At 70.9% G+C, this 25,917-nt stretch carries 23 protein-coding genes; 11 read left to right on the forward strand and 12 right to left on the reverse strand.

From position 1 onward, the window contains the following. Nucleotides 1-60: 60 nt before the first annotated feature. Both ACZ4RZ_RS25565 and ACZ4RZ_RS25570 read right to left on the reverse strand, forming a co-directional pair. Nucleotides 61-1,776: an IclR family transcriptional regulator domain-containing protein gene (locus tag ACZ4RZ_RS25565; protein WP_467747890.1), complete on the reverse strand. Its 1,716-nt coding sequence runs from the start codon at nucleotides 1,774-1,776 to the stop codon at nucleotides 61-63. A 184-nt stretch (nucleotides 1,777-1,960) separates the two neighbouring features. Then, nucleotides 1,961-3,238 carry a M6 family metalloprotease domain-containing protein gene (locus ACZ4RZ_RS25570; protein WP_467747892.1) on the reverse strand — a complete coding sequence of 426 codons (1,278 nt, stop codon included), beginning with the start codon at nucleotides 3,236-3,238 and terminating at the stop codon, nucleotides 1,961-1,963. Nucleotides 3,239-3,599: 361 nt separating this feature from the next. Here ACZ4RZ_RS25570 and ACZ4RZ_RS25575 point away from each other — a divergent pair, with 361 nt between their 5' ends. Together ACZ4RZ_RS25575 and ACZ4RZ_RS25580 are read left to right on the forward strand one after the other, a co-directional pair. Then, nucleotides 3,600-4,244, forward strand: a complete 645-nt coding sequence (locus tag ACZ4RZ_RS25575; RefSeq protein WP_467747894.1) for a TetR/AcrR family transcriptional regulator — start codon at nucleotides 3,600-3,602, stop codon at nucleotides 4,242-4,244. A gap of 140 nt (nucleotides 4,245-4,384) precedes the next feature. Then, entirely contained in the window at nucleotides 4,385-5,932 is a 1,548-nt protein-coding gene (locus tag ACZ4RZ_RS25580; RefSeq protein ID WP_467747895.1) for an MFS transporter, read from the forward strand. A gap of 181 nt (nucleotides 5,933-6,113) precedes the next feature. On the opposite strand, the gene ACZ4RZ_RS25585 is transcribed toward ACZ4RZ_RS25580, so the two are convergent. Then, nucleotides 6,114-6,626 (reverse strand): MarR family winged helix-turn-helix transcriptional regulator, encoded by a 513-nt coding sequence (locus ACZ4RZ_RS25585; protein WP_467747897.1) that lies wholly within the window; start codon nucleotides 6,624-6,626, stop codon nucleotides 6,114-6,116. A 109-nt stretch (nucleotides 6,627-6,735) separates the two neighbouring features. Here ACZ4RZ_RS25585 and ACZ4RZ_RS25590 point away from each other — a divergent pair, with 109 nt between their 5' ends. Next, nucleotides 6,736-7,542 (forward strand): dioxygenase family protein, encoded by an 807-nt coding sequence (locus ACZ4RZ_RS25590; RefSeq protein WP_467747899.1) that lies wholly within the window; start codon nucleotides 6,736-6,738, stop codon nucleotides 7,540-7,542. A 17-nt stretch (nucleotides 7,543-7,559) separates the two neighbouring features. Here the strand turns inward: ACZ4RZ_RS25590 and ACZ4RZ_RS25595 are convergent, their stop codons facing one another. Further along, a complete protein-coding gene (locus ACZ4RZ_RS25595) occupies nucleotides 7,560-8,087 on the reverse strand; it encodes a GNAT family N-acetyltransferase (RefSeq protein WP_467747900.1) in 528 nt (175 codons plus the stop codon). A 169-nt stretch (nucleotides 8,088-8,256) separates the two neighbouring features. Here ACZ4RZ_RS25595 and ACZ4RZ_RS25600 point away from each other — a divergent pair, with 169 nt between their 5' ends. Next, nucleotides 8,257-9,255, forward strand: coding sequence for a sigma-70 family RNA polymerase sigma factor (locus ACZ4RZ_RS25600; RefSeq protein ID WP_467747902.1), 999 nt, complete (start codon nucleotides 8,257-8,259; stop codon nucleotides 9,253-9,255). Nucleotides 9,256-9,934: 679 nt separating this feature from the next. Further along, nucleotides 9,935-10,726, forward strand: coding sequence for a TetR family transcriptional regulator (locus ACZ4RZ_RS25605; RefSeq protein ID WP_467747904.1), 792 nt, complete (start codon nucleotides 9,935-9,937; stop codon nucleotides 10,724-10,726). Between the two features lie 34 nt (nucleotides 10,727-10,760). Here ACZ4RZ_RS25605 and ACZ4RZ_RS25610 read toward each other — a convergent pair whose 3' ends face one another. Further along, nucleotides 10,761-11,756, reverse strand: coding sequence for a helix-turn-helix transcriptional regulator (locus ACZ4RZ_RS25610; RefSeq protein WP_467747905.1), 996 nt, complete (start codon nucleotides 11,754-11,756; stop codon nucleotides 10,761-10,763). Nucleotides 11,757-11,818: 62 nt separating this feature from the next. Between ACZ4RZ_RS25610 and ACZ4RZ_RS25615 the strand changes: the two genes are divergently transcribed. From ACZ4RZ_RS25615 to ACZ4RZ_RS25635, 5 genes are all read left to right on the forward strand, one after another. Then, nucleotides 11,819-13,339 (forward strand): MFS transporter, encoded by a 1,521-nt coding sequence (locus ACZ4RZ_RS25615; protein WP_467747907.1) that lies wholly within the window; start codon nucleotides 11,819-11,821, stop codon nucleotides 13,337-13,339. A 217-nt stretch (nucleotides 13,340-13,556) separates the two neighbouring features. Continuing rightward, the gene (locus ACZ4RZ_RS25620; RefSeq protein WP_467747909.1) at nucleotides 13,557-14,318 is read left to right on the forward strand and encodes a DeoR/GlpR family DNA-binding transcription regulator; all 762 of its coding nucleotides are present in this window, start codon (nucleotides 13,557-13,559) and stop codon (nucleotides 14,316-14,318) included. A gap of 73 nt (nucleotides 14,319-14,391) precedes the next feature. After that, the gene (gene pfkB, locus ACZ4RZ_RS25625; protein ID WP_467747911.1) at nucleotides 14,392-15,345 is read left to right on the forward strand and encodes a 1-phosphofructokinase; all 954 of its coding nucleotides are present in this window, start codon (nucleotides 14,392-14,394) and stop codon (nucleotides 15,343-15,345) included. Between the two features lie 550 nt (nucleotides 15,346-15,895). Then, nucleotides 15,896-17,995: a PTS fructose transporter subunit IIABC gene (locus ACZ4RZ_RS25630; RefSeq protein ID WP_467747913.1), complete on the forward strand. Its 2,100-nt coding sequence runs from the start codon at nucleotides 15,896-15,898 to the stop codon at nucleotides 17,993-17,995. 126 nt (nucleotides 17,996-18,121) lie between these two features. Further along, nucleotides 18,122-18,382 (forward strand): hypothetical protein, encoded by a 261-nt coding sequence (locus ACZ4RZ_RS25635; RefSeq protein WP_467747914.1) that lies wholly within the window; start codon nucleotides 18,122-18,124, stop codon nucleotides 18,380-18,382. A gap of 114 nt (nucleotides 18,383-18,496) precedes the next feature. Here ACZ4RZ_RS25635 and ACZ4RZ_RS25640 read toward each other — a convergent pair whose 3' ends face one another. The 4 genes from ACZ4RZ_RS25640 to ACZ4RZ_RS25655 all read right to left on the reverse strand — a co-directional run bounded on the left by ACZ4RZ_RS25640 (nucleotide 18,497) and on the right by ACZ4RZ_RS25655 (nucleotide 23,177). Next, nucleotides 18,497-19,246 (reverse strand): DUF6227 family protein, encoded by a 750-nt coding sequence (locus ACZ4RZ_RS25640; protein ID WP_467747915.1) that lies wholly within the window; start codon nucleotides 19,244-19,246, stop codon nucleotides 18,497-18,499. A 157-nt stretch (nucleotides 19,247-19,403) separates the two neighbouring features. Further along, the gene (locus ACZ4RZ_RS25645) at nucleotides 19,404-20,624 is read right to left on the reverse strand and encodes a L,D-transpeptidase (protein ID WP_467747917.1); all 1,221 of its coding nucleotides are present in this window, start codon (nucleotides 20,622-20,624) and stop codon (nucleotides 19,404-19,406) included. A 181-nt stretch (nucleotides 20,625-20,805) separates the two neighbouring features. Then, entirely contained in the window at nucleotides 20,806-21,834 is a 1,029-nt protein-coding gene (locus ACZ4RZ_RS25650; protein ID WP_467747919.1) for a P1 family peptidase, read from the reverse strand. A 119-nt stretch (nucleotides 21,835-21,953) separates the two neighbouring features. Continuing rightward, nucleotides 21,954-23,177, reverse strand: coding sequence for a low temperature requirement protein A (locus ACZ4RZ_RS25655; protein ID WP_467747920.1), 1,224 nt, complete (start codon nucleotides 23,175-23,177; stop codon nucleotides 21,954-21,956). Between the two features lie 227 nt (nucleotides 23,178-23,404). On the opposite strand from ACZ4RZ_RS25655, the gene ACZ4RZ_RS25660 reads away from it, so the two are divergent. Then, entirely contained in the window at nucleotides 23,405-23,587 is a 183-nt protein-coding gene (locus ACZ4RZ_RS25660) for a hypothetical protein (RefSeq protein WP_467747922.1), read from the forward strand. Between the two features lie 112 nt (nucleotides 23,588-23,699). Here the strand turns inward: ACZ4RZ_RS25660 and mscL are convergent, their stop codons facing one another. The 3 genes from mscL to ACZ4RZ_RS25675 form a co-directional block, all read right to left on the reverse strand. Beyond that, the gene (gene mscL, locus ACZ4RZ_RS25665; RefSeq protein WP_467747923.1) at nucleotides 23,700-24,170 is read right to left on the reverse strand and encodes a large conductance mechanosensitive channel protein MscL; all 471 of its coding nucleotides are present in this window, start codon (nucleotides 24,168-24,170) and stop codon (nucleotides 23,700-23,702) included. Between the two features lie 114 nt (nucleotides 24,171-24,284). Next, nucleotides 24,285-24,812: a hypothetical protein gene (locus tag ACZ4RZ_RS25670; protein ID WP_467747924.1), complete on the reverse strand. Its 528-nt coding sequence runs from the start codon at nucleotides 24,810-24,812 to the stop codon at nucleotides 24,285-24,287. 144 nt (nucleotides 24,813-24,956) lie between these two features. Next, on the reverse strand, nucleotides 24,957-25,835 hold the full coding sequence (locus ACZ4RZ_RS25675; protein WP_467747925.1) for an S-methyl-5'-thioadenosine phosphorylase: 879 nt from the start codon (nucleotides 25,833-25,835) through the stop codon (nucleotides 24,957-24,959). Nucleotides 25,836-25,917 lie beyond the last annotated feature (82 nt).

The raw sequence follows: 25,917 nt of genomic DNA on the forward strand, positions 1-25,917 counted from the left end.
GAAGACCGTCCCACGAACTGCCCGCGAGCTGCCGCGAACTGCCTGCGGACAGAGCCGAGTTCAGCTGAGCGGCACGCGCCTGAAGCGGCCCGCGACCCGCAGATCCGCCTCGATGCGGCCGGCCGTGGCATGGAGTTCGGGCAGCACGTCGCGGACGCACTCCTCAAGGGTGCGGCGGCTGCTGTGCATGGCGACGTTCACCGCGGCGACGACGCGTCCGCCGCGCTCGCGCACCGGTACGGCGACGGACCGCAGCCCCTCCTCCAACTCCTCGTCGGTCAAGGCGTATCCGGCGTCCCGTACGCGGTCCAGTTCGGCCCTGAGCCGCTCCGGGTCGGTGATGGTGCGAGGGGTCCGCGGGAGCAGTTCGGGCAGCCGGGGCTCCGGCAGGCCGGCCAGCAGGACGCGGCCCAGCGAGGTCGCGTACGCGGGCAGCCTGGAGCCGACGGTGATGTTGACGCTCATGATGCGGCTGGTGGAGACACGGGCCATGTACTGGATCTCGTCGCCGGTCAGGATCGCGAGCGACACCGAGTCGTGCAGCCGCTGCGAGAGTTCGGTGAGGTGCGGGGCCGCGATCTCGGAGAGCGAGGTCCGCGACAGCGGAGGGAAGCCGAGGCCCAGGACGCGCGGCGTGAGCCGGAAGACGCGGTCGTGTGTGGTGACGTATCCGAGGTGTTCCAGGGTGATCAGGGCGCGGCGGGCCGTCGCGCGGGCGAGCCCGGTGGCCTGGGCGACCTCGGTGAGGGTCAGTTCGGCGCGGCCCTCGCCGAAGGCGGTGATCACGGTCAGCCCGCGGGCCAGCGACTCGACGAACTCCCGCCCCAGCTCCTGCTTGGAGGCACCGGTCCAGGCGGCGAGCCCGGACGCGGCCCCCGGTTCGGCAGGCGGCGCCTGTCGCAACTCCCGCTCCATCGCCGCCACGGCCGTCCGCAGCCGCGGCAGCAGGGTGTCCCGCAGGTCGGCCGCGGTGTGCCTGCTGGTGTGACTCACCACGCTCACCACACACGCGACCCGCCCCGCCTCCCGTACGGGCATGGCCACGGCGACGAGCCCCGGCTCGATCAACTGGTCGTCCAGCGCCCACCCGGCCTCCCTCGCCTCGGCCGTACGCTGCTCGAAGTCGTCCCCGACGATGGGGAGTCGGGCAGGTGCGGCTGCCACGGAGTCCGCCGCGTCCTCGGCTTCGTACGGCCGACTGCGAGCCGGTACGGCCGGAAAACCGCGGTCCTCCGGATCGGCCGCCCGGCGTTCGCGCCATTGCGTCCACTCCTCCTCGCCCCACTCGGCGGCGAACAGCGGTCCCGGCGCGGTGCGTTCGGCGGGCAGCAGGTCGCCGATGCGGAAGCTCAGGGACATGGCGCGGCGCCGGGTCGCCTGGTGGATGAAGCGGATCCCGTCCCGGTCACCGACGGCCAGGGACACCGACTCGTCCAGTTCGTCGGCGAGCGCGTCGGCGTGCGCGTCCAGAAGGTGGGGGAGCCGCAGGGCCGCGAGGTAGGCATTGCCGAGTTCCATCAGACGGGGGGCCAGTACGGCGTCCCGGCCGTCGAGGCGTACGTACCCCATGCGCGCGAGGGTCGCCGTGATCCGGTCGACGGTGGAACGCGCGAGCCCGGTGGCCCGTTCGAGCCCGCTCAGGCTGGACACCCCGTCGGCCTCGGTCAGCCGCCGCAGCACGGCGAGACCGCGGATGAGCGGGGTGACGGCCTCGGCGGGCACCGCGTCCTCGGTTCCGGTCCCAGCCCCGGGGGCCGGCACGACATTCGATGGCATGGGCTCTCCGTTGCGGCTCTCAGAAGAGACACCGTGGTGCGGATCTCGGAAGAGACACCGTAATGCTTTGCCCGGCACACGTGCCCGGCCACTCCAGCAGGTCAGCGGCGGTCGGCAGCGGTAGGTGGCGGTCAGCAGCGGTAGGTGGCGATCGGCGGCAGTCGGCGCGCACACCCGCGGGCGCTCAGCGCCGCGTCACGGACACCCGGTAGTTCCCCGCGGGGTCCACCTCGGCGACATGGACCGTGACGCCCGTCTTGGGGTCCTTGAAGGTCTCGCCGGGCTCGAAGGGCGCGTCGGAGAGTTCCGCGTGCACGTTGGGGGAGCGGGTGCAGCCGCCGCTGTCCCGCTGGGAGTCGTACACGGTGATGGGCCCGTTGCCGGTGTCGACGTCCGCGTCGACCCGGTAGATGAGGATGCCGGGACGGCAGACCGCCGCGTCGTTGCCCTCACGGGTGCGCAGTTCGAGCGCGTATCCGGTCTTGGTGCTGGTGGGCACGAAGACGAGTTTGTTGCCGCCGGGCCGGGCCAGCGGGGTGAGCGTGTACTCGGCGGTGCCGGGGCCGGCGGCGCAGCGGACCTGGGAATCGTCGAGCCAGCCGAGCTTCCACTTGTGCCAGCCGAACAGATCGTTGTCGGCCCCCCAGTCCTCGCTCATGATGTCCCAGTGGCCGACCGCGCCCCCGCCGTCCTGGGTGTAGAGGTCGGGCAGGCCGAAGGTGTGGCTGTTCTCGTGCGGGAGCACCCGGTAGCCGGTGTCGGCGTAGGAGCCGGAGCCGTCGTCCTGGCGGCTGTAGACGAAGGACGCGTTGGAGACCGGGACGCCGTCGGCGACCGGCGCCTCCGTATTGCCGGCGAAGGTCACGGACAGCACGGTGTCCAGCGCGGAGGGCCCGGCATTCGGCGTCACCAGGATGTTCAGGATGTCGTACGAGTGGAAGTCCACGATGGGGTCGGCCGCGGCCACGATGTCCTGGACCAGCTCGCGGTACCCGGGGTCGAAGGGCGCACCGCGCTCTATGCCGTACGCCTTGAAGGTCTTGGGCATCCGCAGCCAGTGCTTGATGGGCGTCGCGGGGCGGTAGTCGAGGCGGCCGTACGAGGCGGTGCGGAACCATCGCTGGGTCTGCGGGAAGAACTCGTCGTAGCGGTCGAGCGCGCTGCCCTTCCCGGGCGCGTCGGAGAAGTCGACCATCAGGGTGAGGGCACGGACGGTGCCGGTGGAACGGGCGTAGCCGGGCGCGGTGGGGATGCCTTCCCCCATCTGTACGCCCATGGAGCCATTGATCATGCAGGGACCGAGCGCCGTGGAATGGGCCAGCGCGATGGAGCCCGCCGCCGTGGAGCCCGCCGTGAGGTGCCCGGTGCCGGCGGAGGTGCTGACCGTCAGCGTCAGGAGGGTCACCGTGGCGAGCGCTGCCACGCGGCGCCGGCGTATCCGACGGCGGCTGGTCGGCTGCATGCGGGGGCCCTTCGCTCCACGGCAGCCACCGGTCTCCGGCTGCACCCTTGCGATCACCCTGTGTCGACGGCGGGGCGGGCGCGCGCTGGAGGAGCCCGATCGTGGGTTTCTCGCCCGCCAAGGCCCGCTGGAGGCCCGCTGGAGGCCCTCCGGAGGCGCTTCGGAGGCCCTTCGGAGGACCGGACGGATATGTGACGCGGGTCACAGAAAAGAATCTGGCAGACGGGAAATAACCGGGGATCGTTTCCCCGTTTAGCCATACGTCCGCGCGAAACGGGGAGCGAATCCCCGGATCGCATCACAGCCTTCGAGCACCGGCCTCACAGCCGTCACGCACCGCAAGGAAGACGAGGAGTACGCCGTGGAAACCGCCACCCCCGTGCAGCGTCGAGTGGTCCGGCCGCGCGCCGATGCCCTGCGCAACCGGGAGCGGATCGTCGCAGCGGCCCGCGAGATGTTCGTCGAGTTCGGCCCCGAGGTGCCGTTCGACGAGATCGCTCGCCGGGCCGGGGTGGGCAACGCCACGGTGTACCGCAACTTCCCGGACCGGGACGCGTTGGCGCGGGAGGTCGTCTGCTCGGTCATGGACCGCACGTCGGAGTGGGTCGAGGAGGCGATCGCCGGGGGTGGCGACGCCTTCGAGACGCTGAGCGGCTTCGTGCACTTCGCCGCCGACGAGCGGATCGGCGCCCTGTGCCCGATGCTCTCCGAGGCCTTCGACCAGAACCACCCCGATCTGGTGGCCGCGCGCGACCGGATCACCGACCTGATCGAGCAGCTGATGGCCCGCGCCCGCGAGGCCGGACAGCTGCGCCCCGACGTCGAGTTCGGCGACCTGATGATCGCCGTCAGCCAGCTCACCCGGCCGCTGCCCGGCACCGCGTGCCAGGGCATCGACCGTTTCGTGCACCGTCATCTGCAGCTGTTCCTGGACGGATTGCGGGCCCCGGCCCGTTCCGAACTGCCCGGAGTGGCCGCCACCGTGGAGGACATGCGACGGGCGTGACCGACCACGCCGTCCACCTGACCGATTAGTTCAGCGCACAGCACCAGTCAGAACTGGCACAACGCTTCCGGCCGTCACCGGCGACGAGCCGTCCCTTTCCTGATCCTTTTTCGCTACGAAGTACCGAAGTGGGTATCCCCATGTCTGAAACAGCCAAGGCCACCGCGAAAGCGGCAGAGGCCGACGCTCATTCCAACCGCTGGAAAGCGCTCACCTTCATCGCGCTCGCCCAGCTGATGGTCGTCCTCGACGCGACCATCGTGAATATCGCGCTGCCGTCCGCCCAGCAGGACCTGGGTATCTCGGACGGCAACCGCCAGTGGGTCGTCACGGCCTACGCCCTGGCCTTCGGTGGTCTGCTGCTCTTCGGCGGCCGGATCGCCGACCTGTGGGGCCGCAAGCGCACCTTTGTCGCCGGTCTGATCGGCTTCGCCGGTGCGTCCGCGATCGGCGGCGCGGCCACGAACGAGGCGATGATGTTCGGCGCCCGCGCCCTGCAGGGTGCGTTCGGCGCGCTGCTCGCGCCCGCCGCGCTCTCGTTGCTCGCCGTGATGTTCACGGAGCCCAAGGAGCGCGCCAAGGCGTTCGGCATCTACGGCGCGATCGCCGGTGGCGGCGGCGCCGTGGGCTTCATCCTCGGCGGTGTCCTCACCGAGTACCTCGACTGGCGCTGGACGTTCTTCGTGAACATCCCGTTCGCGATCATCGCGGCCGCGGGCGCGTACTTCGTCATCCGTGAGCCGGCCGGCGGCCGCAACCGTTCGCCGCTCGACATCCCGGGTGTCGTCCTGTCCACCCTCGGTCTGGTCTCCCTCGTCTACGGCTTCACCCGCGCCGAGTCCGACGGCTGGGGCGACTCCGTGACGGTCGGCCTGTTCATCGCCTCGGCGGTCCTGCTCGCGGCGTTCATCCTCACCGAGTCCAGGGTCAAGGCCCCGCTGCTGCCGCTGCGCGTCATCACCGAGCGCAACCGCGGAGGCGTCTACCTCTCCCTCGGTCTCGCGATCATCGCGATGTTCGGCCTGTTCCTCTTCCTGACCTACTACCTGCAGATCGTGAAGGGCTACTCGCCGGTCAAGACCGGCTTCGCCTTCCTGCCGATGATCGGCGGCATGATGGTGGGCTCCACGCAGATCGGCACCCGCCTGATGACCCGGGTCGCTCCGCGCCTGCTGATGGCTCCGGGCTTCCTGGTCGCCGCGGTCGGCATGCTGCTCCTCACCCAGCTGGAGATCGGCTCCTCGTACGCCGGTGTGATCCTGCCGTCGATGGTGCTGCTCGGCCTCGGCATGGGTACGGCGTTCATGCCCGCCATGTCGCTGGCCACGCTGGGCGTCGAGCCGCGTGACGCCGGTGTCGCCTCCGCGATGGTGAACACCTCGCAGCAGGTGGGCGGTGCGATCGGTACGGCCCTGCTGAACACGATCGCCGCCTCGGCGACCACCTCGTACATCAAGGACCACATCGCCGGTGCCGCCTCCAAGCCCCAGCAGCAGCTGGTCCAGCTGCAGGGCCAGGTGCACGGCTACACCAACGCGATCTGGTTCGCCGTCGGCATCCTCGTGATCGCCGCGACGGTCGCCGCGACCTTCATCAACACCGGCCGCCCGGACGTCACTTCGGCCTCTGGCGCGGGTGCGGGCGACGGCATCGAGGACGAGGTGAAGGTGCCGGTGATCGCCCACTGATCTCCCGCACCGCCGATACTTCGGGCACTTCGCGTACGGACGCGGGGTGGGGACGCCTCGTCCGTACGAATCCCAGGGTCCGCCCCGGCTCCGCACTCGACGGAGCCGGGGCGGACCCCTGTCCGGGCTCCCGTCCGCCAGGCGTGCCGGAGCTGCTCCCCACGAGTGAGCTCTCGACGCCCTAGCGCAGCCAGGGGAGGTCCGCGCCCGCGTCCTTCGGCTGGAGCCCCTCGGCGATGACGCGCATGGCCTCGCCGAAGGCCTTCTGCTGGTCCGCGGTGAGCCGGTCGAACAGCGCCTGGCGTACGGCGGCCACATGGCCCGGCGCGGCGCGGCTCAGCATCTCGTAGCCGTCGTCGGTGAGGACCGCGAACTGTCCCCGCTTGTCGGAGGGACAGTCCTCGCGCCGCACCCAGCCGTTCTTCTCCAGACGCGCGATCGCGTGGGAGAGCCGGGATCGGGTGATCTTCGCGTTCATGGCCAGCTCGGTCATCCGCAGCCGTCTGCGCGGTGTTTCCGCGAGCTGGACGAGCAGGCCGTAGTAGATGTGCGGCATGCCCGCGTCACGCTGGAGCTGGCGGTCGAGGTGGTCCTCAAGGAGGGTGGTGGCGTGCATGTACGCACGCCAGATGCGCTGTTCCTCGTCGGTGAGCCAGCGCGGCTCTTCAGCGGGTGCCGTGTTCATGTACTCCACTGTACGAGCCCCTTCTTGAATGTTAAACAAAAGCGAGCTAAGCTCCACCATAGAGCTTTAAAGTTCAAATACAAGCCCTATGTGATTGAACCCTCCGGAGGGAGCCGCCATGTCCGCCGCCATCGAGGAGCGTGCCTCGCGGGAGCGCATGCCCGCCCTCTATCTGAGCCATGGTGCCCCGCCGCTCGCCGACGACCCGATCTGGCCCGGCCAGCTCGCCGCCTGGTCCGCGGACCTGCCGCGCCCCAAGGCGATCCTCATGGTCTCCGCGCACTGGGAAGAGGCCCCGCTCGCCCTCGGCGCGGTGGAGACCGTGCCGCTCGTGTACGACTTCTGGGGCTTCCCCGAGCACTACTACCAGGTGAGGTACGCGGCTCCCGGCGCCCCCGAACTCGCCGAGTCCGTACGGAAGTTGCTGCGCGCGCCCGGTACGCCGGTGCAGGACATCCCGGACCGCGGGCTCGACCACGGCGCGTACGTCCCGCTGGTGGAGATGTTCCCCGAGGCGGACATCCCGGTCCTGCAGATCTCCATGCCGACCCTCGACCCGGTCCGCCTCTTCGGGATCGGCCGCAAGCTGGCGCCGCTGCGCGACGAGGGCGTGCTGATCGTCGGCTCCGGCTTCTTCACCCACAATCTCGCGGCCCTGCGGCACGCCGGCGGGGGAGTGCCGTCCTGGTCGAGCGAGTTCGACGACTGGGGCCACCGTGCCCTGGACGCCGGTGACGTGGACGCGCTGCTCGACTTCGAGCGAAAGTCCCCGGCGGGCCGTCTCGCCCACCCGCGCACCGAGCACTTCGCCCCCCTCTTCGTGACCATGGGCGCGGCGGACGCGGTCGGTGAGCCGGCCGGGCAGAAGTCCGTGATCGACGGCTTCTGGATGGGGATGGCGAAGCGGTCGGTGCAGTTCGGCTGACCCGCGCCCTACGGGAGCTACGAGAGTTCCTTCTCGTACCAGGCCACATCCCAGTAGCGGCCGAACTTGCGGCCCACCTCGCGGTACGTGCCCACGTGCCGGAACCCGAAGCGTTCGTGCAGCCGCACGGACGCTTCGTTCCTCTCGGGCTGGGCGATGCCGGCGTAGGCGCGGTGCAGGTCCTCGTCGGCGAGAGCATCGAAAAGGGCCTCGTAGAGGCGGGTGCCGACGCCGCGGCCACCGGCATCCGGGGCGAGATAGATGGTGACCTCTACGGAGGTGTCGTACGCGGGCTTCACCCGGAAGGCGCTGGATGTGGCGTACCCAAGAATCCCCTGTGAGTCCGCGTCCGTGGCAACCATCAGACGGTGCGGTCCGTCTTCAGGGTGGGAGAGCAGCCACGAGCGACGCTCTTCCGGCGTGAAGACCGCGGTATCGAACGTGATGGGCGTCTCGCGTACGTAGTGGTTGTAGATGTCCGTGAGGGCGTCGAGATCGCTCTCGACTCCTGGCCTGACCTGCACCTCTGTACGTTCCGACGGCATCCGTCCTCCCCTGTGGCCGGACAGGGTACTGCATGATCAGAAAAATCGAGGGGCGGCTTGGGAATTCTGTCCGGATTCCAGTCGTTGTTTCCTTCGGATGCCGGGGACCCGGGAGGGTGAGCCCCAAGTCCAGGACCACCCCGCAAGCCACCATCGCAAGGGAGCACGCATGGCAACCCGTGCCGTCGCCCGTCGTCAGTCCGCCACCGGCGAGACCACCGACGCGGCACGCAGTGTTCGCGTCGTAGGCGGCGAGATCGCCGACCGCGACCTGGTCGGCATGTACCTCGACGAGATCGCGCGTACGCCACTGCTCGACGCCGCCAAGGAAGTCGAGCTGTCCCAGATCATCGAGGCGGGTGTGTTCGCGCGGCAGATCCTCGACGGTGAGGAGGAGGCCAGGGCGGACGCGTCCCGCGAGGAGCTCGAGGCGCTGATCGCCGAGGGCGAGCGAGCGAAGGACATCTTCATCCGCTCGAACCTCCGGCTGGTCGTCGCTGTCGCCCGACGCTATCCGCGCAGCGGCCTGCCCCTGCTCGACCTGATCCAGGAGGGCAACGCGGGCCTGGTCCGCGCGGTCGAGAAGTTCGACTATCGCAAGGGCTTCAAGTTCTCGACGTACGCGACGTGGTGGATCCGCCAGGCCATCACCCGCTCCATCGCCGACCAGTCGCGCACGATCCGCCTCCCCGTCCACCTGGTCGAGGAGCTTGGCCGGATCCGGCGCGTACAGCGCGAGTTCAACCGTGAGCACGGGCGCGAGCCGGAGCACGCGGAGATCGCCGCCGAGCTCGGTTCGACGCCGGAGCGCGTGGGCGACGTCCTGGACTGGGCCCGCGACCCGGTCTCGCTGAACATGGCGGTGGACGACGAGGGCGAGACCCAGTTCGGCGACCTGCTGGAGGACACCTCCGCGGTATCGCCCGAGCAGTCCGTCATGACCCTCCTGCGCAGCGAGGGGCTGGACGACCTGATCGGCCGCCTCGACCAGCGCACGGCCTCCATCATCAAGATGCGGTACGGCATCGAGGACGGCCGGGAGCGCACGCTCACGGAGGTCGGCAAGGAACACGGTCTCACCCGCGAGCGGATCCGTCAGATCGAGAAGCACGCGCTTCTGGAGCTGAAGAAGCTGGCCCGCGACACGGGGTTCGACGCGGCGGCGTAAGGCTCGTACGGGTCTGCCCCGCGCGAACCGTACGGACCCGCGGCCACGTTGGCCACAAGTCGACCAGACATGGCCATGTAAAGCCGCTTCAACCTGCTGGGCTCTGGGCACAAGACTTCAGGGCCCAGGGTTCAGGGTTCCATCCGGGGCGTATCCACCCGCCCCGCCCAGAACCGAGTCCCGACGCATCCCCCCCGCGCCGGGACTCTTCCGGGCCGAGCTCCGGCGCCTTCCCCCCCCCTGGCGCCGGGGCTCGGCTCCACTTTGCGTTCGGGGGGCTTCGGGTGCAGGGTGCTGTTCTCAAGGACACATCGCGGCCCGCGGCCCTGTTTCAGGGCAGGTCGTGGCCGGGCCACCCCGAACCTGAACCCCGGGGTGACCCGGATGGCAGATTCTGCCACAGGGGCATAACCTGCCGTCCGTGACCGGTACCGAACGCGTGGTGCGCACCTCCGCCGGCCGAGCGACCTCCGTCTCCGCCTCTGCCTCCTCCGGCTCCTCCGTGCGACCGGTCCCGGCTTCAGCCTCTGCCTCCGCCTCCTCTGGTCGACCGGTCCCGGCCTCCGCCTCGGCTTCTGCCGATGCCTCTGCCTCTGGCTCTGGCTCTGGCTCTGGCTCTGCCGACCGTGCGGCCGGCGCCGGTCCCTCGCTGACCGAGCGGCGCAAGGCGGCCACCCGGATGGAGATCGCCCGGGCCGCGGCGGGGCTCTTCATGCGCAACGGTCTGCGGGCCACCCGCGCCGAGGACATCGCCCGAGCGGCCGGGGTCGCGCCGCGCACTTTCTACCGGTACTTCGCGAGCAAGGAGGAGTCCCTCGGCCCCCTCTTCGCCGCCGGCGCCCAGAAGTGGGCCGAGGCGGTCCGCGACGCACCGGCCCGGCTGCCGGTTCCCGAGGCCCTCCACCACGCCGTCGTTTCCACCTTGACCCCGGGCGTCGGTGTCCGGCTCGAGTTCCTGGACTGGGTCCGCTCCCTCCTTCGCCTGGCCGAGGGGAACCCGGCCCTGCTGCGGGTGTGGGGCGAGGCGTGCCAGAGGGCGGAGCGGACGCTGGCGGGGGTGCTGGCGGCGAGGGTTTCCGGGGGTGATGGGGGTGCTGGGGATGACGGGGGCGCCGGGGGTGCTGATGGTGCCAGGTGTGCCGGTGGTACCGGGGGTGCCGGTGGTACCGGGGGCGCTGATGGTACCGGGGGCGCTGATGGTGTCAGAGGTGCTGGTGGTACCGAGAGTGCTGATGGTGCCAGAGGTGCCGGTGGTACCGGAGAGTTGGCCGGCGGGCGGCCGGAGTCCGGGGCTTCCCCCGAACTCCGCCTCAGCGCCGCCGTGGCCAGCGCGGCCGTCCGGGTCGCGGTGGAGGCCTGGGCCGCCGGCGACGACGCGGCCGACGGACCCAACGGTCCCGTCGCCCTCGCGCTGCGCAATCTCGCGGCCCTTCGTGACTTTCCCTGGAGCGCCGGCTCCGCCCAGGAGTAGGAGCGGAGGGGGCGAAAACCGCAGCCCGTGTGCGTCACCGCGTGGCGAGGTCGGGTTCCTGGTCCGGGCCGTCTGCGGCCCGGGTGAGGCGCTCGCCCAAGTCCCGTAGAAAGCCCACCAGTTCCGGCGGCTCCCGCACCTCGAACTCGCAGTCGACCATCGCCAGCCGCACCGCCAGCCACTCGACGGAGTCGCCCGCGGAGGACCGCAGCCGGCAGCTGTGGTCGTCGATCGGCTCGGGCGCGCCGAGCCACGCGGGCAGGCGGGCCGCGACGAACTCGGCAGGCGCGGCGAAGGTGACCTCGAACACGTACGTCTGCTGCCGGCGGAACATCGACTGCCGCAGATACTCCGCCGCACTCCCCGTCGGCAGCTCGCGTGGCGTGAACCGCGCCCCCGTCGCGAAGGGCTCGGCGACCCGGTCGACGCGGAACGTACGCCAGTCCTCGCGATCGAGGTCGTATGCGACGAGGTACCAGCGACGGCCGGTGGAGACGAGCCGGTACGGCTCGGCCAGCCGCCGCGACGGCGTCCCGTCCCCGGAGCGGTACGCGAACCGCAGCCGTTCCCGTCCGGCGACGCACGACGCCATTACGGTCAACGTCTCGGGCGCGATACTCGCCCCGTCTCCGCTGGTCAGCGGCGTGGTCGCGGCCTGGAGTGTGGCGACGCGGTGGCGCAGCCGGGACGGCAGCACCTGTTCCAGTTTGGCCAGCGCCCGCACTGAGGCCTCGTCCACGCCCTCGACGGCGTGCCCGGCGCCGGCCCGCAGCCCCACCGCGATGGCCACCGCCTCCTCGTCGTCGAGCACGAGCGGCGGCATCGCCTTCCCCGCCACGAGCCGGTATCCGCCGTCGGCCCCCTTGGTCGCCTGCACCGGATACCCCAGTTCCCGGAGCCGGTCGATGTCCCGCCGGACGGTACGACGGGACACCCCGAGCCGCTCGGAGAGCTCGCCGCCGGGCCACTCGCGGGGCGTCTGGAGGAGGGAGAGGAGCTGGAGCAGCCGGGCCGGTGTGTCCGTTGTCATGAGTTCGAGGATGCCGCAGAACTAGGACACGATCTGACCTATTGGGACCGTAGCTTCAAGACATGACCTCCACCGAGACCACTCTCAGCAGCACGGCCGATGTGGCCGACCGACGGCGCTGGTTCGCCCTCGCCATCGTGATGACCGCGGCCTTCATGGACCTGGTCGACGTCACGATCGTCAACATCGCGATCCCCTCGATCCAGAAGGACGCGGGCGCCTCGTTCAGCCAGATCCAGTGGATTACGGCGGGCTACGCGCTGGCCTTCGCCGCCGGGCTCATCACCGGTGGGCGGCTCGGCGACATCCACGGCCGCAAGCGGCTCTTCCTCCTCGGCATAGGCGGCTTCACCATCGCCTCGGCCCTGTGCGGCTTCGCCGCGAACCCGGAGATGCTCGTCGCCTCCCGCATCCTGCAGGGCGGAATGGCCGCGATGATGGTGCCGCAGGTCCTGTCGATCGTGCACGCCACCTTCCCGGCGCACGAGCGGGGCAAGGTCTTCGGCCTCTTCGGCGCGATCGTGGGACTGGGGGCCGTGTCCGGTCCGCTGCTCGGCGCGCTGCTCACCGAGTGGAATCTGTTCGGTCTGGAGTGGCGGCCGATCTTCCTCATCAACCTGCCGGTGGGTGTGGCCGCGCTGATCCTGGGCCGCCGCTTCATCGGCGAGTCCAAGGCCCCGCAGGCCCTCAAGCTCGACCTCGTCGGCGTCGCCCTCGTCATCCTCGGCCTGCTGATGCTGCTCTACCCGCTGACCCGCGGCCGTGAGCTGGGCTGGCCGCTGTGGGGGTACGTGTCGATGGTCGGCTCCCTCGTCGTCTTCGCGGCGCTGGTGGCGTACGAGAAGCGGAAGACGGCACGGGACGGTTCGCCGCTGGTCGAGCTGTCGCTGTTCAAGGTGACGAGCTTCGCGGCGGGCATCGCCGTACAGACCGTCTTCGGTGTCGCGCTCGGCATCTTCTTCCTGGTCTGGACGCTGTACTTGCAGACCGGGCTCGGGTGGAGCCTGCTGCGGGCGGGTCTGACCGGGGTGCCGTTCTCCCTCGCGGTCTCGGCGGCGGCGGGCATGTCGGTGCAGCTGCTCGTGCCGCGCTTCGGGCGCAAGGTGCTCCAGGCGGGCGCGCTGATCATGGCGCTCGGCGTGCTCCTCTACATCTGGGAGTCCGACCGGTACGGCATGTCCATCGCCTCCTGGCAGATGGCGCTTCCGCTGGTGGTCATGGGCGCGGGCATGGGCTTCATCGTGGCCCCGCTGACGGACGCGGTGCTGTCGGAGGTCCCGCGCGAGCACTCCGGTTCCGCCTCCGGACTCATCAACACAGTGCAGCAGATGGGCAACGCGCTGGGACTCGGGCTGGTGTCGGTGCTCTTCTTCGGCGAGATCGGCGACCGGCTGACCCGGGCGCAGGTGGGCCCCGCCTTCGTGCACGCCTTCCAGTACGCGCTGGGCTGGGTCGCGGCGGTGATGGCGGTCATCTTCCTGCTGATGTTCGCTCTGCCGAGGAAGCCGGCGCAGCACGTGGAGGGCGCGGCGGCCGGGCCCGAGGCGGTCGAGGACAAGAAGGAGCCGGTGCTCGTCCCGTGAGCCACGGCCGACGTTCTGTGCGCCGTCGCTGAAGGGCCCGGCACCTCAGGTGCCGGGCCCCGTTTTTTCGTCGCCCTGCACAGTCCGTTTTAGTTGCCTGGCCCTTTCGAAGTCCGTTCATGCCCGAATCACGCCCGAACCTGTTTACTTTCCGGAAATCCGGGCGTAGCCTCCGACTGAAACCACAGGTTCGGGCATCAGGCGGAGGCGAACGGACATGTACGCACCGGAGCGGCAGCAGGAGATCCTCCGGCTCGCCCGTGACGGCGGCCGGGTGGACGTGCTGTCCCTGGCGGAGGAGTTCCAGGTCACCGCGGAGACCATCCGCCGGGACCTGAAGGCCCTGGACCGCGCGGGTCTCGTACGCCGTGTGCACGGTGGTGCCATACCGGCCGGGCGCCTGGACTTCGAGCCCGACCTCGCCGAGCGCGAGTCCACCGCGGCCGACCAGAAGGACCGCATCGCCGAGGCCGCGGTCGCCGAGCTGCCGACCGAGGGCACGGTGATCCTGGACGCGGGTTCGACCATTGCCCGCCTCGCCGGGGCGCTGCCCCTGGAGGCGACGCTCACCGTAGTCACCCACAGCCTGCCGATCGCGGCCCGCCTCGCGGACCACCCCGGCATCCAGCTCCATCTCGTCGGAGGGCGCGTACGGCACCGTACGCGCGCCGCCGTGGACGCCTGGGCGCTGCGTGCGTACGGCGAGATCCGTGCCGATGTGCTGTTCGTCGCCGCCAACGGCTTCTCCGCCGACTACGGACTGACCACCCCCGACCTCGCCGAGGCCGCCGTCAAGCGCGCGACCATGCGCGCCGCGCGCCGCGTGGTGCTGCTCGCCGACTCCTCCAAGAGCGGCCAGGAGCACTTCGCCCGCTTCGGCGACCTGAGCGATGTGGACCTGCTGATCACCGACCGGGGGCTGAGCCCCGAAGACGCCGCCACCATCGAACGCGGTGGCACCGAAGTGCTGTGTGTGTAGAGCGGCAAGCGGCGCGAAAGCGCCACCTTGTCCAAGCGGTACGACACTGCCGTGTGTTGAGAAACGAGTGCGCATGATCCTCACCGTCACCCCCAATCCGTCCCTGGACCGTACGTACGAGGTCCCGTCGCTCGACCGCGGCGAGGTCATCCGGGCCACCGGCGAACGCATGGACCCGGGCGGCAAGGGCGTGAACGTCTCACGGGCGGTCGCGGCCGCCGGACAGCGCACGGTCGCCGTACTGCCCCTGGGTGGTGCGCCCGGCGCACTGGTCGCCGACCTGCTCGACGCGCAGGGCATCGAGGTCGCCCCGGTCCCGGTGGCCGGGGCCACCCGCTCGAACATCTCGGTCGCCGAGCCCGACGGCACGCTGACGAAGATCAACGCCCCCGGTCCCGAACTCTCCGCCACCGAGGCCGAACTCCTCCTGGAGACCGTCCGGCAGCAGTACCGCGCCGGCGACACCGACTGGATCACCTGCTGCGGCAGCCTGCCGCGCGGGCTCGCCCCGTCCTGGTACGCCGACCTCGTCGCCCGCGCGCACGCGGCGGGCGCCCGGATCGCGCTGGACACCTCGGGCCCGGCGCTGCTCGCGGCGTTGCGCGAGCGGCCCGACGTGGTGAAGCCCAACGCGGAAGAGCTCGCGGAAGCCGTCGGGCGCCCCCTCGCGACGGTGGGAGACGCGGTGAAGGCGGCCGAGGAGTTGCGCGAGCTGGGCGCGCGCGCCGTGCTCGCGAGCCTCGGCGCGGACGGGCAGTTGCTCGTCGACGCGACGGGTGCCTGGTTCGGCAGCGCACGCGTGGATGTCGTACGCAGCAACGTGGGCGCCGGCGACTCCTCGCTCGCCGGCTTCCTGATCGCCGGTGGCAATGGCCCCGAGGCCCTCGCCTCCGCCGTCGCCCACGGCGCCGCGGCCGTCCAACTCCCCGGCAGCGTGATGCCGGGCCCGGCCGATCTCGACCCCTCCGCCGTGACCGTCACGTCGGGGGTCCCGGTAGACCTCGTACTCACGGAGCCCGTGTCATGAACACCGGATCGCTTTGCCTCGGCGCGCGCGGGTCGCTACCCCTCGGCGCGCGCGGGTCGCTACCCCTCGGCGCGCGCGGGTCGCTTCCCCGCGGTGCGTGCGGGTCGCTTCCCCACGGTGCGTGCGGATCGGTTCCCCACGGCAAGTACGGCTGGCCGCGCTACGGCGAGCACGGCTCATCTTGCTGCGGCGAGCACGGATCGGTTCCCCACGGTGTGCGGGGGGCGCTTCCCCACGGTGTGCGCGCCACGCACGCCGGATCGCTTACGGGTCTGGTGAGCCCGGCGGCACGCCCGTCCCGTACGCCCCCTGAACCGGCCCTGAAGCGGCGAGGTCTCCCCTTCCCCGCCGCAGCCATACGGAGGTGGGATCCCCCCGGTCCCGCCGCCGAGGAGAGGCGGGGTTTCCCCGGCCCCGCCTCTTCCACTCACCGCACCACTTCTCTCACCCCTCTCTCCCCCGTCACCTCTGTCCCCACTGAGCGCAACACCCCCGTCCCCACCCCCGCCCACACCTCCCCACGGGCGATACGCGTGCGAAGGAGCCCGCGATGAGCGAGATGATCACCGCGGACCTGGTCGATCTCGACCTGTCCGCCGATACGAAGGAAGCGGCGGCGCGGGCCCTCGCCGAGCGCATGGTCGCCAAGGGTCGGGTCACCGACCTCGACGGCTTCCTCGCCGACGTGGCCGCCCGCGAGGCCCAGATGCCGACCGGCCTGGACGGCGGCATCGGCATCCCGCACTGCCGGAGCGAACACGTCACCGAGCCGACGCTCGCCTTCGGACGCAGCGCGGCCGGGATCGACTTCGGCGCGCCGGACGGGCCCGCCGACCTGATCTTCCTGATCGCCGCCCCGGCCGGCGCGGACGACGCCCACCTCACGATCCTGTCGTCCCTCGCCCGTCAGCTGATGAACGCCGAGTTCACCTCCGCGCTGCGGGCCGTGGACGACGCGGCGGCCGCGGCAGCGCTCATCCGCGGGGACGAGCCCCCGGCGGCCCCGGCCGCCTCCGAGGACTCCGCGACGGTGTCGAATGCGGCGGCCTCCGCCGGCACCGTCACGGACGGCAAGGCCCCGGTGCCGGGTGCGACCGTCGAGGACGGAACCGCCCCGGCGCCGGGCGCCACCGACACGGAGGGCGCGCAGCCGTTCCGTATCGTCGCCGTCACTTCCTGCCCCACCGGCATCGCGCACACCTACATGGCGGCCGAGTCGCTGGAGAACGCGGGCCGCGAGGCGGGTGTCGAGGTGGCCGTCGAGACGCAGGGCTCGGCCGGATTCACCCGGCTCGACCCGGCGGTCATCGCCGCCGCGGACGGCGTGATCTTCGCGCACGACGTACCGGTTCGGGACAAGGACCGCTTCGCCGGCAAGCCGACGGTCGACGTCGGTGTGAAGGCGGGCATCAACAAGCCCGCCGAACTGATCTCCGAGGTGCGGGACAAGGCCGCACGCGGTGAGGTGACCGCGGGCTCCGCCCCCGGCACACCTGTGGAGCGCGCCGGTGAGTCCGGCGAGGGCTACGGCACCAAGCTCCGCAAGTGGCTGATGTCCGGCGTGAGTTACATGGTCCCGTTCGTCGCGGCGGGCGGTCTGCTGATCGCCCTCGGCTTCGCGATCGGCGGCTACAAGATCAACAAGGCGCCGTCGGTCATGGACCACTTCCTGTGGACCCAGGCGGACAGCTGGGGCGCGCTGTTCTTCCAGATCGGCGTCGTCTCCTTCGGCTTCCTCGTCCCGGTCCTGGCCGGCTACATCGCCTACGGCATGGCGGACCGGCCAGGCCTCGTGCCCGGCTTCGTCGGCGGCGCGATCTCCCTCACCATCAACGCGGGCTTCCTCGGCGGTCTGGCCGCCGGTCTCATCGCCGGTGGTGTGGTGATCGGGATCCAGAAGGTCAAGATCCCGGCGGCGTTGCGCGGCATCATGCCGGTGGTGGTGATCCCACTGATCTCCGCGGCGATCGTCGGATTCCTGATGTTCGTGGTGATCGGCAAGCCCATCGCCTCCGCCCAGAAGGGCATGACCGACTGGCTGAACGGCCTCACCGGCACCAACGCCGTCCTGCTCGGCATGCTGCTCGGCCTGATGATGTGCTTCGACCTCGGCGGCCCCGTCAACAAGGTCGCGTACACCTTCGCCACCGCCGGTATCGCGGTCGCGAGCCCCAGCGACTCGGCAATGAAGATCATGGCCGCGGTGATGGCGGCCGGTATGGTCCCGCCGCTTGCCATGGCGCTGGCGACGACCGTGCGCGGCAAGCTCTTCACCCAGACCGAGCGCGAGAACGGCAAGGCGGCCTGGGTCCTCGGCGCCTCCTTCATCTCGGAGGGCGCGATCCCGTTCGCGGCCGCCGACCCGCTGCGCGTCATCCCCTCCGCCATGGTGGGCGGCGCGGTCACCGGCGCCCTGTCGATGGCCTTCGGCGCCACGCTGCGCGCCCCGCACGGCGGCATCTTCGTGGTCCCGCTGATCGGCAACCCCTTCCTCTACCTGATCGCCATCGCGGCCGGTGTCTGTGTCACCACCGCCCTGGTGGTCGTCCTGAAGGGCATGCGGAAGCCGGCCCCGGCGGGCGCCGCCACGGAGGTCGCCGACGCCGCGATACCGGCCAAGGCCAACTCGAAGGAGCCGGTCGCGGCCTGAACGGCCGACCAGCTGCGCCCCTTTGACCGCCTGCCCCTTTAGGGCGCCTGTGAGGTGTTCACCGCATCTGCGAGATGCATCACGGTCCGGGACCAAAGTCCCGGACCGTGGTGTCTACTGGGGCGTATGCCTGAGCACGTGTCGATGTTCCAGTTGGTGGGCCTGCCCGTCCTCGCCCTGGTGAGCGCCATCTGCCTCGTCGGCCTGGGACGCCTCCGGCGTCGGCACCGCTTCGAGGCCGCCGCGCGGCGCCACCATGACACGCTCCGGGCGATGCCCGACCAGCGCCGGTCCGGCCCTGCCACGGAGTCCGTGGAACTGACCCCGGAGGAGCACGCCGCCTTCGCGGGCCTGGTACGCCGGTTCAGCGACAGCCGCCGCCCGTAGCGGGCGGTGGCGCAGGGCGCCCGCATGGGCGGCATGCGGCATGCCGGCCGCGGGGCTCGACGCGCCGCGATGTCTGGGGCGCACGGCAGTGCAGTGCGGGGGTGCGCGGCGGTGTCAGCCGAGCCGTGCCGCGCGCCGTTCCATCGCGTCCCGCGCCGCTTCCTCCGTCGCGTACACCTCGCACATATGACGTCGGTCCGGCGTCGCCGTGTGCTCGACCTCCCACAGGGAGATCTCCCGCCCGTCACGCAGCAGGAACGCGTGCTCGTAGAGCGAGAAGCACAGCCCCGCCTGTCCCGCGCGGCACGGGCGCCCGAAGGCCTGGGTGATCTGATGCGCGGACGCCTCGCGCAGCAGGAGCGACGTGACGTCGGCCCCCGGCCGGTCCGGGTTCTCCGCCCGTCGCAGCAGTCGGCGCGCGTGGTCGGCCGAGTCGTCGGGCACGTACGCGTGACGCGGCTCGGGGATCGGCGACAGTTGCACCAGCACGGGCAGTTCGAAGTCCGGGGCGTCCGGGGGCAGCGGGAGCCGGGCCGTGGCGGCGCGCAACTCCTCCTCGTCGACGTACACCTCATGCTGCGGATCGCTGCCCGGCGCCGTGTTGTGTACGAGCTCCCACAGCGTGACCGCCGAGCCGTCGGCGAGCAGCCAGGTGTGCCGGTACGTCTCCCGGTGCAGCCCCGCGCTGTGGTGCGCGGAGTGCAGCGAACTGTCGTGCGCCAGCGCGCAGTCGAGCCGCCGTATCGTCTCGTCGGGCAGCTCGAAGGAGTTCAGGGCGCGACCGAGGAGTCGCGCGAGATGCTCCTCCGGAGACTCGGGCGACTCGGGTGGTTCGTACGCTGCTGTCTCGTACGGAACGCTCAAGGTTTCTCCCGGCGTTGCTGCATGTCACCTTGTGGGTGCATACCGTAGCCCCTCGGTCGGACATCATGTCCGCGAACCGAGAAAACGTACGGACGGAAAACGGGCGGGCCGCGCGGCAAGTTCCCACGCGGCCCGCCCGGGCGTCAAAAGGCGCTCGTCAGACGGCACTTCCGGCGGTCCACGCGCTCCACGACATGTTCCATCCGTTGAGCCCGTTCTCCGGCGCGACCGTCTTGTCGGGCGAGTTCTTGACCGTCACGACGTCCCCGATGAGGGAGTTGTCGTAGAACCACTTGGCGGTCGTGTCCCCTTGAGCGCCCTGCACATCGGCGAGACCCACACAGCCGTGGCTGGTGCCCTGCCGACCGAAGGGCGGATTGCCCTTGTTGTACCAGTAGTTGCCGTGGATGAAAGTCCCCGACGACGTCAGACGCATCGCGTGCGGCACGTCCGGGATGTCGTACTCGCCGCCGTATCCGACCGTCGAGCCGTTCATCCGTGTCTGGACGAACTTCTCCGAGATCACCATCTGCCCGTTGTACGTGGTGTGCTGCGGGCTGCCCGCCGAGATCGGAACCGTCTTGAGGGTCTTGCCGTCCCGCACCACTGTCATGGTCTGTGCGTTCACGTCGACCGTGGAGACCTGGGAGCGCCCGATGGTGAAGGTGACCGTCTTCTTCTGCACGCCGTAGACGCCGTTCGCGCCCTCGACGCCGTCCAGGTCGATCTTCATCGTGACCTTGGATCCGGCCTTCCAGTACTCCTCGGGCCGGAAGTCGAGCCGGTCCGCCCCGAACCAGTGCCCCACCACCTGCTGTCCGCTGCTGGAGCTGACCGTGATGTGCGACTGCACGGCCTTCTTGTCGCTGATCGCCTTGTCGAAGTTGAAGGAGACCGGCATTCCGACGCCGACCGTGGCGCCGTTGTCGGGTGTGTACGTACCGATGAAGCTGTTGCTCGAAGAGACCGTCGTGAAGATGGAGTTGGCGGCAGAGGTCCGCCCATTCGCGTCCTTCGCCGTCGCCGAGATCTGATACTTCGTCCCCCGCTCCAGCTGCTCCTTCGGCTTCCAGGAGCTGCCGTTCGCGGAAATCGCCCCGGGTACGGCCGTCCCGGCCCCGGCCACCGTCATCTTCACGTCGGTCAGCCTGCCGTCGCTGACCTTCACCCCGGTCGCGTTGATGGACGCGCCCGTCGAACCGTCCTTGGCCGAGATGGCGATCTTCGCCGTGGACGTCTTGGCCGAGCTCTGGCCGTCCTTGCCGCTCTTGCTGTCGGCGTTGGCGTTGCCGCCGCAGGCGGTGAGGGTGAGGGCGCCGATCATCAGGGCGGCACAGGCCCCCAGTGCGCGCCGCGCTGTTATGTCCGGCGTTGTCACGGGCTGCTCCCAGTTCTCGTGATGTGCGTGATCCGCTCCAGTGCGTGGAGAAAGAGCCAGCCGAGGCGGGATGGGTTCCCCTCGACCCGCTCCGCAGACCATCACGTGACAGAACCGGGACAATCGCCCCTTGGGGGGCCTCCCCCTCCCCCCTCCCCCGACCCACCCTCCCCGCCCCCAACTAGACGCCCCCGTAGAGCTCCCCGTACGACGGCCACATCCCGCCCGGCCCGTCCACCGACTCGGCCGCCCGCACCGCCCGGACGATCGCGCGCGTCACCAGGTCCGCGCCCGCCGCGAGGACCTCGTTGAGCGCGAGGGGGTTCTCGGCGGCGAGCGGCCGGGCGCCCGTCGCCAACGCGAACACCGTGTCCCCGTCGTTCAGAAGATGCACCGGCCGCACAGCGCGCGCGATCCCGTCGTGCGCAGTGCCCGCAAGCTTCTGCGCCTGCGCGCGTGTCAGTTCGGCGTCGGTGGCGACGACGGCGAGCGTGGTGTTCAGCGGGGGAGGAGCGTTCCTCGCGGCCGCCTCGGCAAGCCGCCGCCGGGCCGCCTCGTGCACCTCCACCGACGGGAGCGTTGTGCGCCCCCGCAGCAACTCCCCGTACAGCGCCCCCGTTTCCGGTTCCATCGCCGAACCCGCCGCGTTGGCCACCACCAGCGCCGCCACCGTGATCCCGGACTCGAGCACGGCGCTCGCCGTTCCGACCCCGCCCTTGATCCGCCCGACCGCCGCCCCTGTGCCGGCGCCCACACACCCCTCACGCACGGGCGCGCCCGGCTCGCTCGCGGCCGCCGCCTCGACCGCGGCCCTCCCCGTGGACGCGTCCGGCCTGGCCCGGAAGTCGCCACCACGGCCCAGGTCGAAGACACAGGCTGCGGGTACGACCGGCACGACGTGCGCCGGGTCGGGACCCACCCGCACCCCCCGCCCCCGCTCCTCCAGCCAGGCCATCACGCCCGACGCCGAGTCCAGCCCGTACGCGCTGCCGCCGGTCAGCACGACCGCCTCGACCTTCTGCACGAGGTTGCGCGGATCCAGCGCGTCCGTCTCCTTGGTGCCGGGGCCGCCGCCGCGTACGTCCACGGCCGCGATCGCACCGCCCTCAGGGGCGAGCACCACCGTGGTGCCGGTGAGCCAACCGTCGCCGATGCGCGTCGCGTGCCCCACCCGCAGGCCCGCCACATCTGTCAGAGCGTCAACTGTCATGCCGCCAGTGTTCCTCGGCCGCACGGCTCAGTGGTGGCACGTGTTGCACGGCCCCGGCGGGCACACGGGCCGCACGGCTCACCCGCGGCACGGCTCCGGGGGAGCGCGACTCGCCCTTCCTAAGCGGTCCTCGTCCCTTCCCGCACGACCGTCCGTGCCGTCAGTGTCACCCCGACCGCCACGGCCAGCGCCGAGACGATGCCCGCCGCGAGCACCGCCCCGTGGCCGAGGAAGGTGCACAGGATGACCAGCAACGCGGTGGACGGCAGGACGAGCTGCTGCGCGATGCCCACCTTGAAGTGGCGGGAGTGCAGCACCCACACCGTGAGCAGGTACAGCGCCGTCGGCAGCGTCACCGCGGCGGACGCCGCGAGCGTCGAGATGTGCGCCTTGCCGACCGCCTGCTCGACCGCGACCTCCAGGCCCGCACCGATCGCGGCGGCCGACGCGAAGATCAGGTAGTGCCCGTACCCCCACAGGAACGCCTGTGTGTTGGATCGCAGATGCGCATGGATCGGCACCACGAAGTAGATCCACCATGCGGAGAAGACGATCAGCAGTCCACCCGCGGCGATCGGCAGCAGCTCCCCCAGCGCGTCGTGCTCGTCCACGCCCGACTTCACGGCGACCGTGGCCGCGGCGATCGTCTCGCCCAGCACGATGATGGTGAACAGGCCGTACCGCTCGGAGATGTGATGCGGATGCCAGGACGTGGTGACGTCCTTCTCCGCGTACACCGGGACGCACAGCTCGAAGATCGCCATGACCAGGAACACCCAGGGGCGGCCGGACTCCGGCAGGATCAGCAGCCCCAGCCAGCCGATCAGGCACAGCAGCACGCCGCCCGCGTACCGCAGCGCCATGGTTCTCTCGGCTCCCTCGGCGGACAGCGCCACCCGCAGCCACTGCGCGATCATCGCGAACCGCATGATCGCGTAGCCGAGCCAGACGAGCAGGAACTGGTGATCCTCGAACGCCCGCGACACCCCGGCCGCGAGCACCAGGACACCGGCGATCTGCACCAGCGTGACGACCCGGTAGAGCGCGTCGTCGTTGTCGTATGCCGAGGCGAACCAGGTGAAGTTCATCCAGGCCCACCAGATCGCGAAGAAGATCATCGCGTAGTTGAGGATGCCCTCGCCCGCGTGTCCCCCGGCGACGGAGTGCACCAGCTGGACACCTGCCTGGGCAATGGCCACGACGAAGCACAGGTCGAAGAAGAGTTCCAGCGGCGACGCGACACGGTGCGCCTCGTCCCGCTCCCGGGCGGTCATTCTGCGCAGTGGCCCCCGCTGGGTCGGCCGGGGCGGGGGAGCGGAATCGGGTGCGGTACTGGACGTCATACGGCCAAGCACAGCAGAAAACTCCTGGGAACTCCTGCTGTGGCTGTGCACCGGTTGCTGCACCGCCTGCCCGGCCGTCTGCACCGCCTGCCCTGCGACCTTCGCCGCCTGTCCCGCCGTCCGGGCAGCCCGCCCCGCCGCCCGCCGACGGCGTCGCGCCCGCCCGGGCGTCACGGCCCCCGGCCGGGCCGGGGTGGGCCGGCACCCCCTCGGCGTACTCTGGACGCATGAGTACCGCCCCCGCCCCCGAACCGCGCGATCCGAAGCCGGCGCTGGTCTTCGACGACCCGCTGAGCCAGCAGTCCTCGGACGACACGGACCGTGGGTGGGGCGAGCGTGCCGACACCGGCGGCGACAGCGCCGCCGACCTGAAGCGCTTCCTCGACGAGAAGCCGCCCCACCACATCTGAGCCCGACCCTTGGGAATCCGCGTCGGAGCCCGGCCGGCGGTGTTCTGTGCCCGGCCCGCGAGGTTCCGAGCCCGGCCCGCGAGATGCTCGGCCCAGGCCCGGATCCTCGCCGTCAGTCCTGGGTGTGTCCCGAACCGCGCTGTGCCACCAGGGCGTCGCGGATCTCCTTCAGCACCTCCAGCTCGGTCACCTCGATGACCTCCTGCGTGCCCTCCTTCGCCTTGCGGCGGGCTTCCACCCGTGCCAGGTACTTGGCCATCGGCAGGACCATCAGGAAGTACACGACGGCCGCGGTGATCACGAAGCTGAGCGTCGAGCCCAGTACCGAGCCCCACAGGATCCGGATGCCCGTCGCGTTGTCCCCGCTGCCGGTGCACGGGCTCTTGAGGCAGGAGCTGTAGCTGTCGAGGTTCTTCGTGCCGATCGCACCCACCAGCGGGTTGATGACGCCCTTCACCACCGAGTTGACGATGTTGGTGAAGGCCGCGCCGATGACCACCGCGACGGCCAGATCGACGACGTTGCCGCGCATCAGAAAGGCCTTGAAGCCGTCCCAGACACCGGGTTGCTTCTTCTCGCTCACAAAGAGCCCCCTCCGCACAAGTTGTGGAACAAACAGCTCCGCAACCTACGTCAGGGCCCGCCGGACCTGTCCAATTCGATGGCTGAGACGAGCGACTTGACACCGATTCGTCACTCAGCACAGCGTCACCGCCAGCCGTGCGGTGGCGCTCGCGCCGGCCAGCCGCGCCGCCGTCGACCGCGGGACGGAGAGGACGACCAGCGCCCCGGTCTCGGTGGCGCCGACGTCCGGCACCTCGGTCACCCGCGCCCCGGCCGCGACCACCCGGGCCTCGCCGCCGCTGTCCGCCGCGACGACATCGACCCGGTCGCCCGGCCGCAACAGCCGCACCGTGGCACCGTCGGAGATCCGCACGGGCGCGGTCACGGTCTCGACCGCCCGCCGCTCGCGTACGGGAGAGGACGCGGTGGCGGAGGCGGCCGCCGGATGCCCCCGCGTCCGCTCGGTGTCACGAGGGCCCGCCGCCACGAGGGCCGCCGCCGTGACCGCGAGCCCCGCGGCCACGGCGCGCCGCCTGTGCCGTGCGAGGCGCCGCAGCTGATATCGCCCGCCGCGTACGCGGACGGGAGCGAAGTGCGGCACTTCGCAGGTCGGAGGCGCGTCCGTGCCGGGCGGGCGCACGAGAGGGGAGAGCTGTGCCATGGTGACCACCACCTGCGACGAGAGATCGGCTTGCGATCCCACGATGAGGCCTCGCGGCGAAGCCCGTCGGAGCCCGTGTATTACCGGCGGGTTGTGGACAACTCCCTCACTCGAACGGGAAGTTCCGCGCCCCTGCGAGCGGTGCTACGGCAGCGCGAACCCCGGATCCATCCCGCCCAGCGCCGTCGTGCACAGACAGTCCCGCGTCTCGTTCGCCGGCAATCCCGCGACCGCGTCGAAGAGCACGCCCCGCAGCCGGTCCACATTGGCCGCGAACACCTTCAGCACCTCGTCGTGCGAGACGCCCTCACCGGTCTCGGCGCCCGCGTCGAGGTCGGTGACGAGGGTCAACGACGTGTAGCACAGCTCCAGTTCGCGAGCGAGCGCGGCCTCGGGGTGGCCGGTCATGCCGACCACCGACCAGCCCTGTGCCTGGTGCCAGAGCGATTCGGCACGGGTGGAGAACCGCGGCCCCTCGATCACCACGAGCGCGCCGCCGTCCACCGGCTCCCAGTCCCGCCCGCGCGCCGCCTCGAGGGCGGCCTTGCGCCCGACGGGGCAGTACGGGTCGGCCAGCGAAACATGCACCACGTTCGGCATGGTGCCGTCCGGCAGCGGCATCCCGTCGAAGTACGACTGCGTCCGCGACTTCGTACGGTCCACCACCTGGTCCGGCACGAGCAGCGTCCCCGGCCCGTACTCCGGCCGCAGTCCGCCCACCGCGCAGGGTCCGAGGATCTGGCGTGCGCCGAGGGAGCGCAGCGCCCACAGGTTGGCCCGGTAGTTGATGCGGTGCGGCGGCAGATGATGGCCCCGCCCGTGGCGGGGGAGGAAGGCGACCCGTCGCCCGGCGATCTCGCCGAGGAACAGGGAGTCGCTGGGCGGTCCGTAGGGGGTGTCGACTTGTATCTCTGTGACGTCGTCCAGGAAGGAGTAGAAGCCCGAGCCGCCGATGACACCGATCTCGGCCCCGGCCGTCGCCTGCTCCCCGTCCGGGCTCTGTGCGTTCTCCGTGTTCGCCATGGACCGCACCCTAACCGGGCCGGGGAACGCCGAAGACCCTGCCGTCGGACGACGACAGGGTCCTGTAAGAACTGGCCCCGCG

It is taken from the genome of Streptomyces sp. NPDC027189 (assembly GCF_055566975.1).

What these genes read in the sequence shown, in the direction of transcription:
- ACZ4RZ_RS25630 (WP_467747913.1), top strand. Translation starts at nt 15,896, where the DNA reads ATGAGCGAGATGATCACCGCGGACCTGGTCGATCTCGACCTGTCCGCC.
- ACZ4RZ_RS25610 (WP_467747905.1), bottom strand. Translation starts at nt 11,756, where the DNA reads ATGACAACGGACACACCGGCCCGGCTGCTCCAGCTCCTCTCCCTCCTC.
- ACZ4RZ_RS25565 (WP_467747890.1), bottom strand. Translation starts at nt 1,776, where the DNA reads ATGCCATCGAATGTCGTGCCGGCCCCCGGGGCTGGGACCGGAACCGAG.
- ACZ4RZ_RS25670 (WP_467747924.1), bottom strand. Translation starts at nt 24,812, where the DNA reads ATGGCACAGCTCTCCCCTCTCGTGCGCCCGCCCGGCACGGACGCGCCT.
- ACZ4RZ_RS25620 (WP_467747909.1), top strand. Translation starts at nt 13,557, where the DNA reads ATGTACGCACCGGAGCGGCAGCAGGAGATCCTCCGGCTCGCCCGTGAC.
- ACZ4RZ_RS25595 (WP_467747900.1), bottom strand. Translation starts at nt 8,087, where the DNA reads ATGCCGTCGGAACGTACAGAGGTGCAGGTCAGGCCAGGAGTCGAGAGC.
- ACZ4RZ_RS25570 (WP_467747892.1), bottom strand. Translation starts at nt 3,238, where the DNA reads ATGCAGCCGACCAGCCGCCGTCGGATACGCCGGCGCCGCGTGGCAGCG.
- pfkB (WP_467747911.1), top strand. Translation starts at nt 14,392, where the DNA reads ATGATCCTCACCGTCACCCCCAATCCGTCCCTGGACCGTACGTACGAG.
- ACZ4RZ_RS25590 (WP_467747899.1), top strand. Translation starts at nt 6,736, where the DNA reads ATGTCCGCCGCCATCGAGGAGCGTGCCTCGCGGGAGCGCATGCCCGCC.
- ACZ4RZ_RS25660 (WP_467747922.1), top strand. Translation starts at nt 23,405, where the DNA reads ATGAGTACCGCCCCCGCCCCCGAACCGCGCGATCCGAAGCCGGCGCTG.
- ACZ4RZ_RS25675 (WP_467747925.1), bottom strand. Translation starts at nt 25,835, where the DNA reads ATGGCGAACACGGAGAACGCACAGAGCCCGGACGGGGAGCAGGCGACG.
- ACZ4RZ_RS25655 (WP_467747920.1), bottom strand. Translation starts at nt 23,177, where the DNA reads ATGACGTCCAGTACCGCACCCGATTCCGCTCCCCCGCCCCGGCCGACC.
- ACZ4RZ_RS25605 (WP_467747904.1), top strand. Translation starts at nt 9,935, where the DNA reads ATGGAGATCGCCCGGGCCGCGGCGGGGCTCTTCATGCGCAACGGTCTG.
- ACZ4RZ_RS25650 (WP_467747919.1), bottom strand. Translation starts at nt 21,834, where the DNA reads ATGACAGTTGACGCTCTGACAGATGTGGCGGGCCTGCGGGTGGGGCAC.
- ACZ4RZ_RS25615 (WP_467747907.1), top strand. Translation starts at nt 11,819, where the DNA reads ATGACCTCCACCGAGACCACTCTCAGCAGCACGGCCGATGTGGCCGAC.
- ACZ4RZ_RS25580 (WP_467747895.1), top strand. Translation starts at nt 4,385, where the DNA reads ATGTCTGAAACAGCCAAGGCCACCGCGAAAGCGGCAGAGGCCGACGCT.
- ACZ4RZ_RS25600 (WP_467747902.1), top strand. Translation starts at nt 8,257, where the DNA reads ATGGCAACCCGTGCCGTCGCCCGTCGTCAGTCCGCCACCGGCGAGACC.
- ACZ4RZ_RS25635 (WP_467747914.1), top strand. Translation starts at nt 18,122, where the DNA reads ATGCCTGAGCACGTGTCGATGTTCCAGTTGGTGGGCCTGCCCGTCCTC.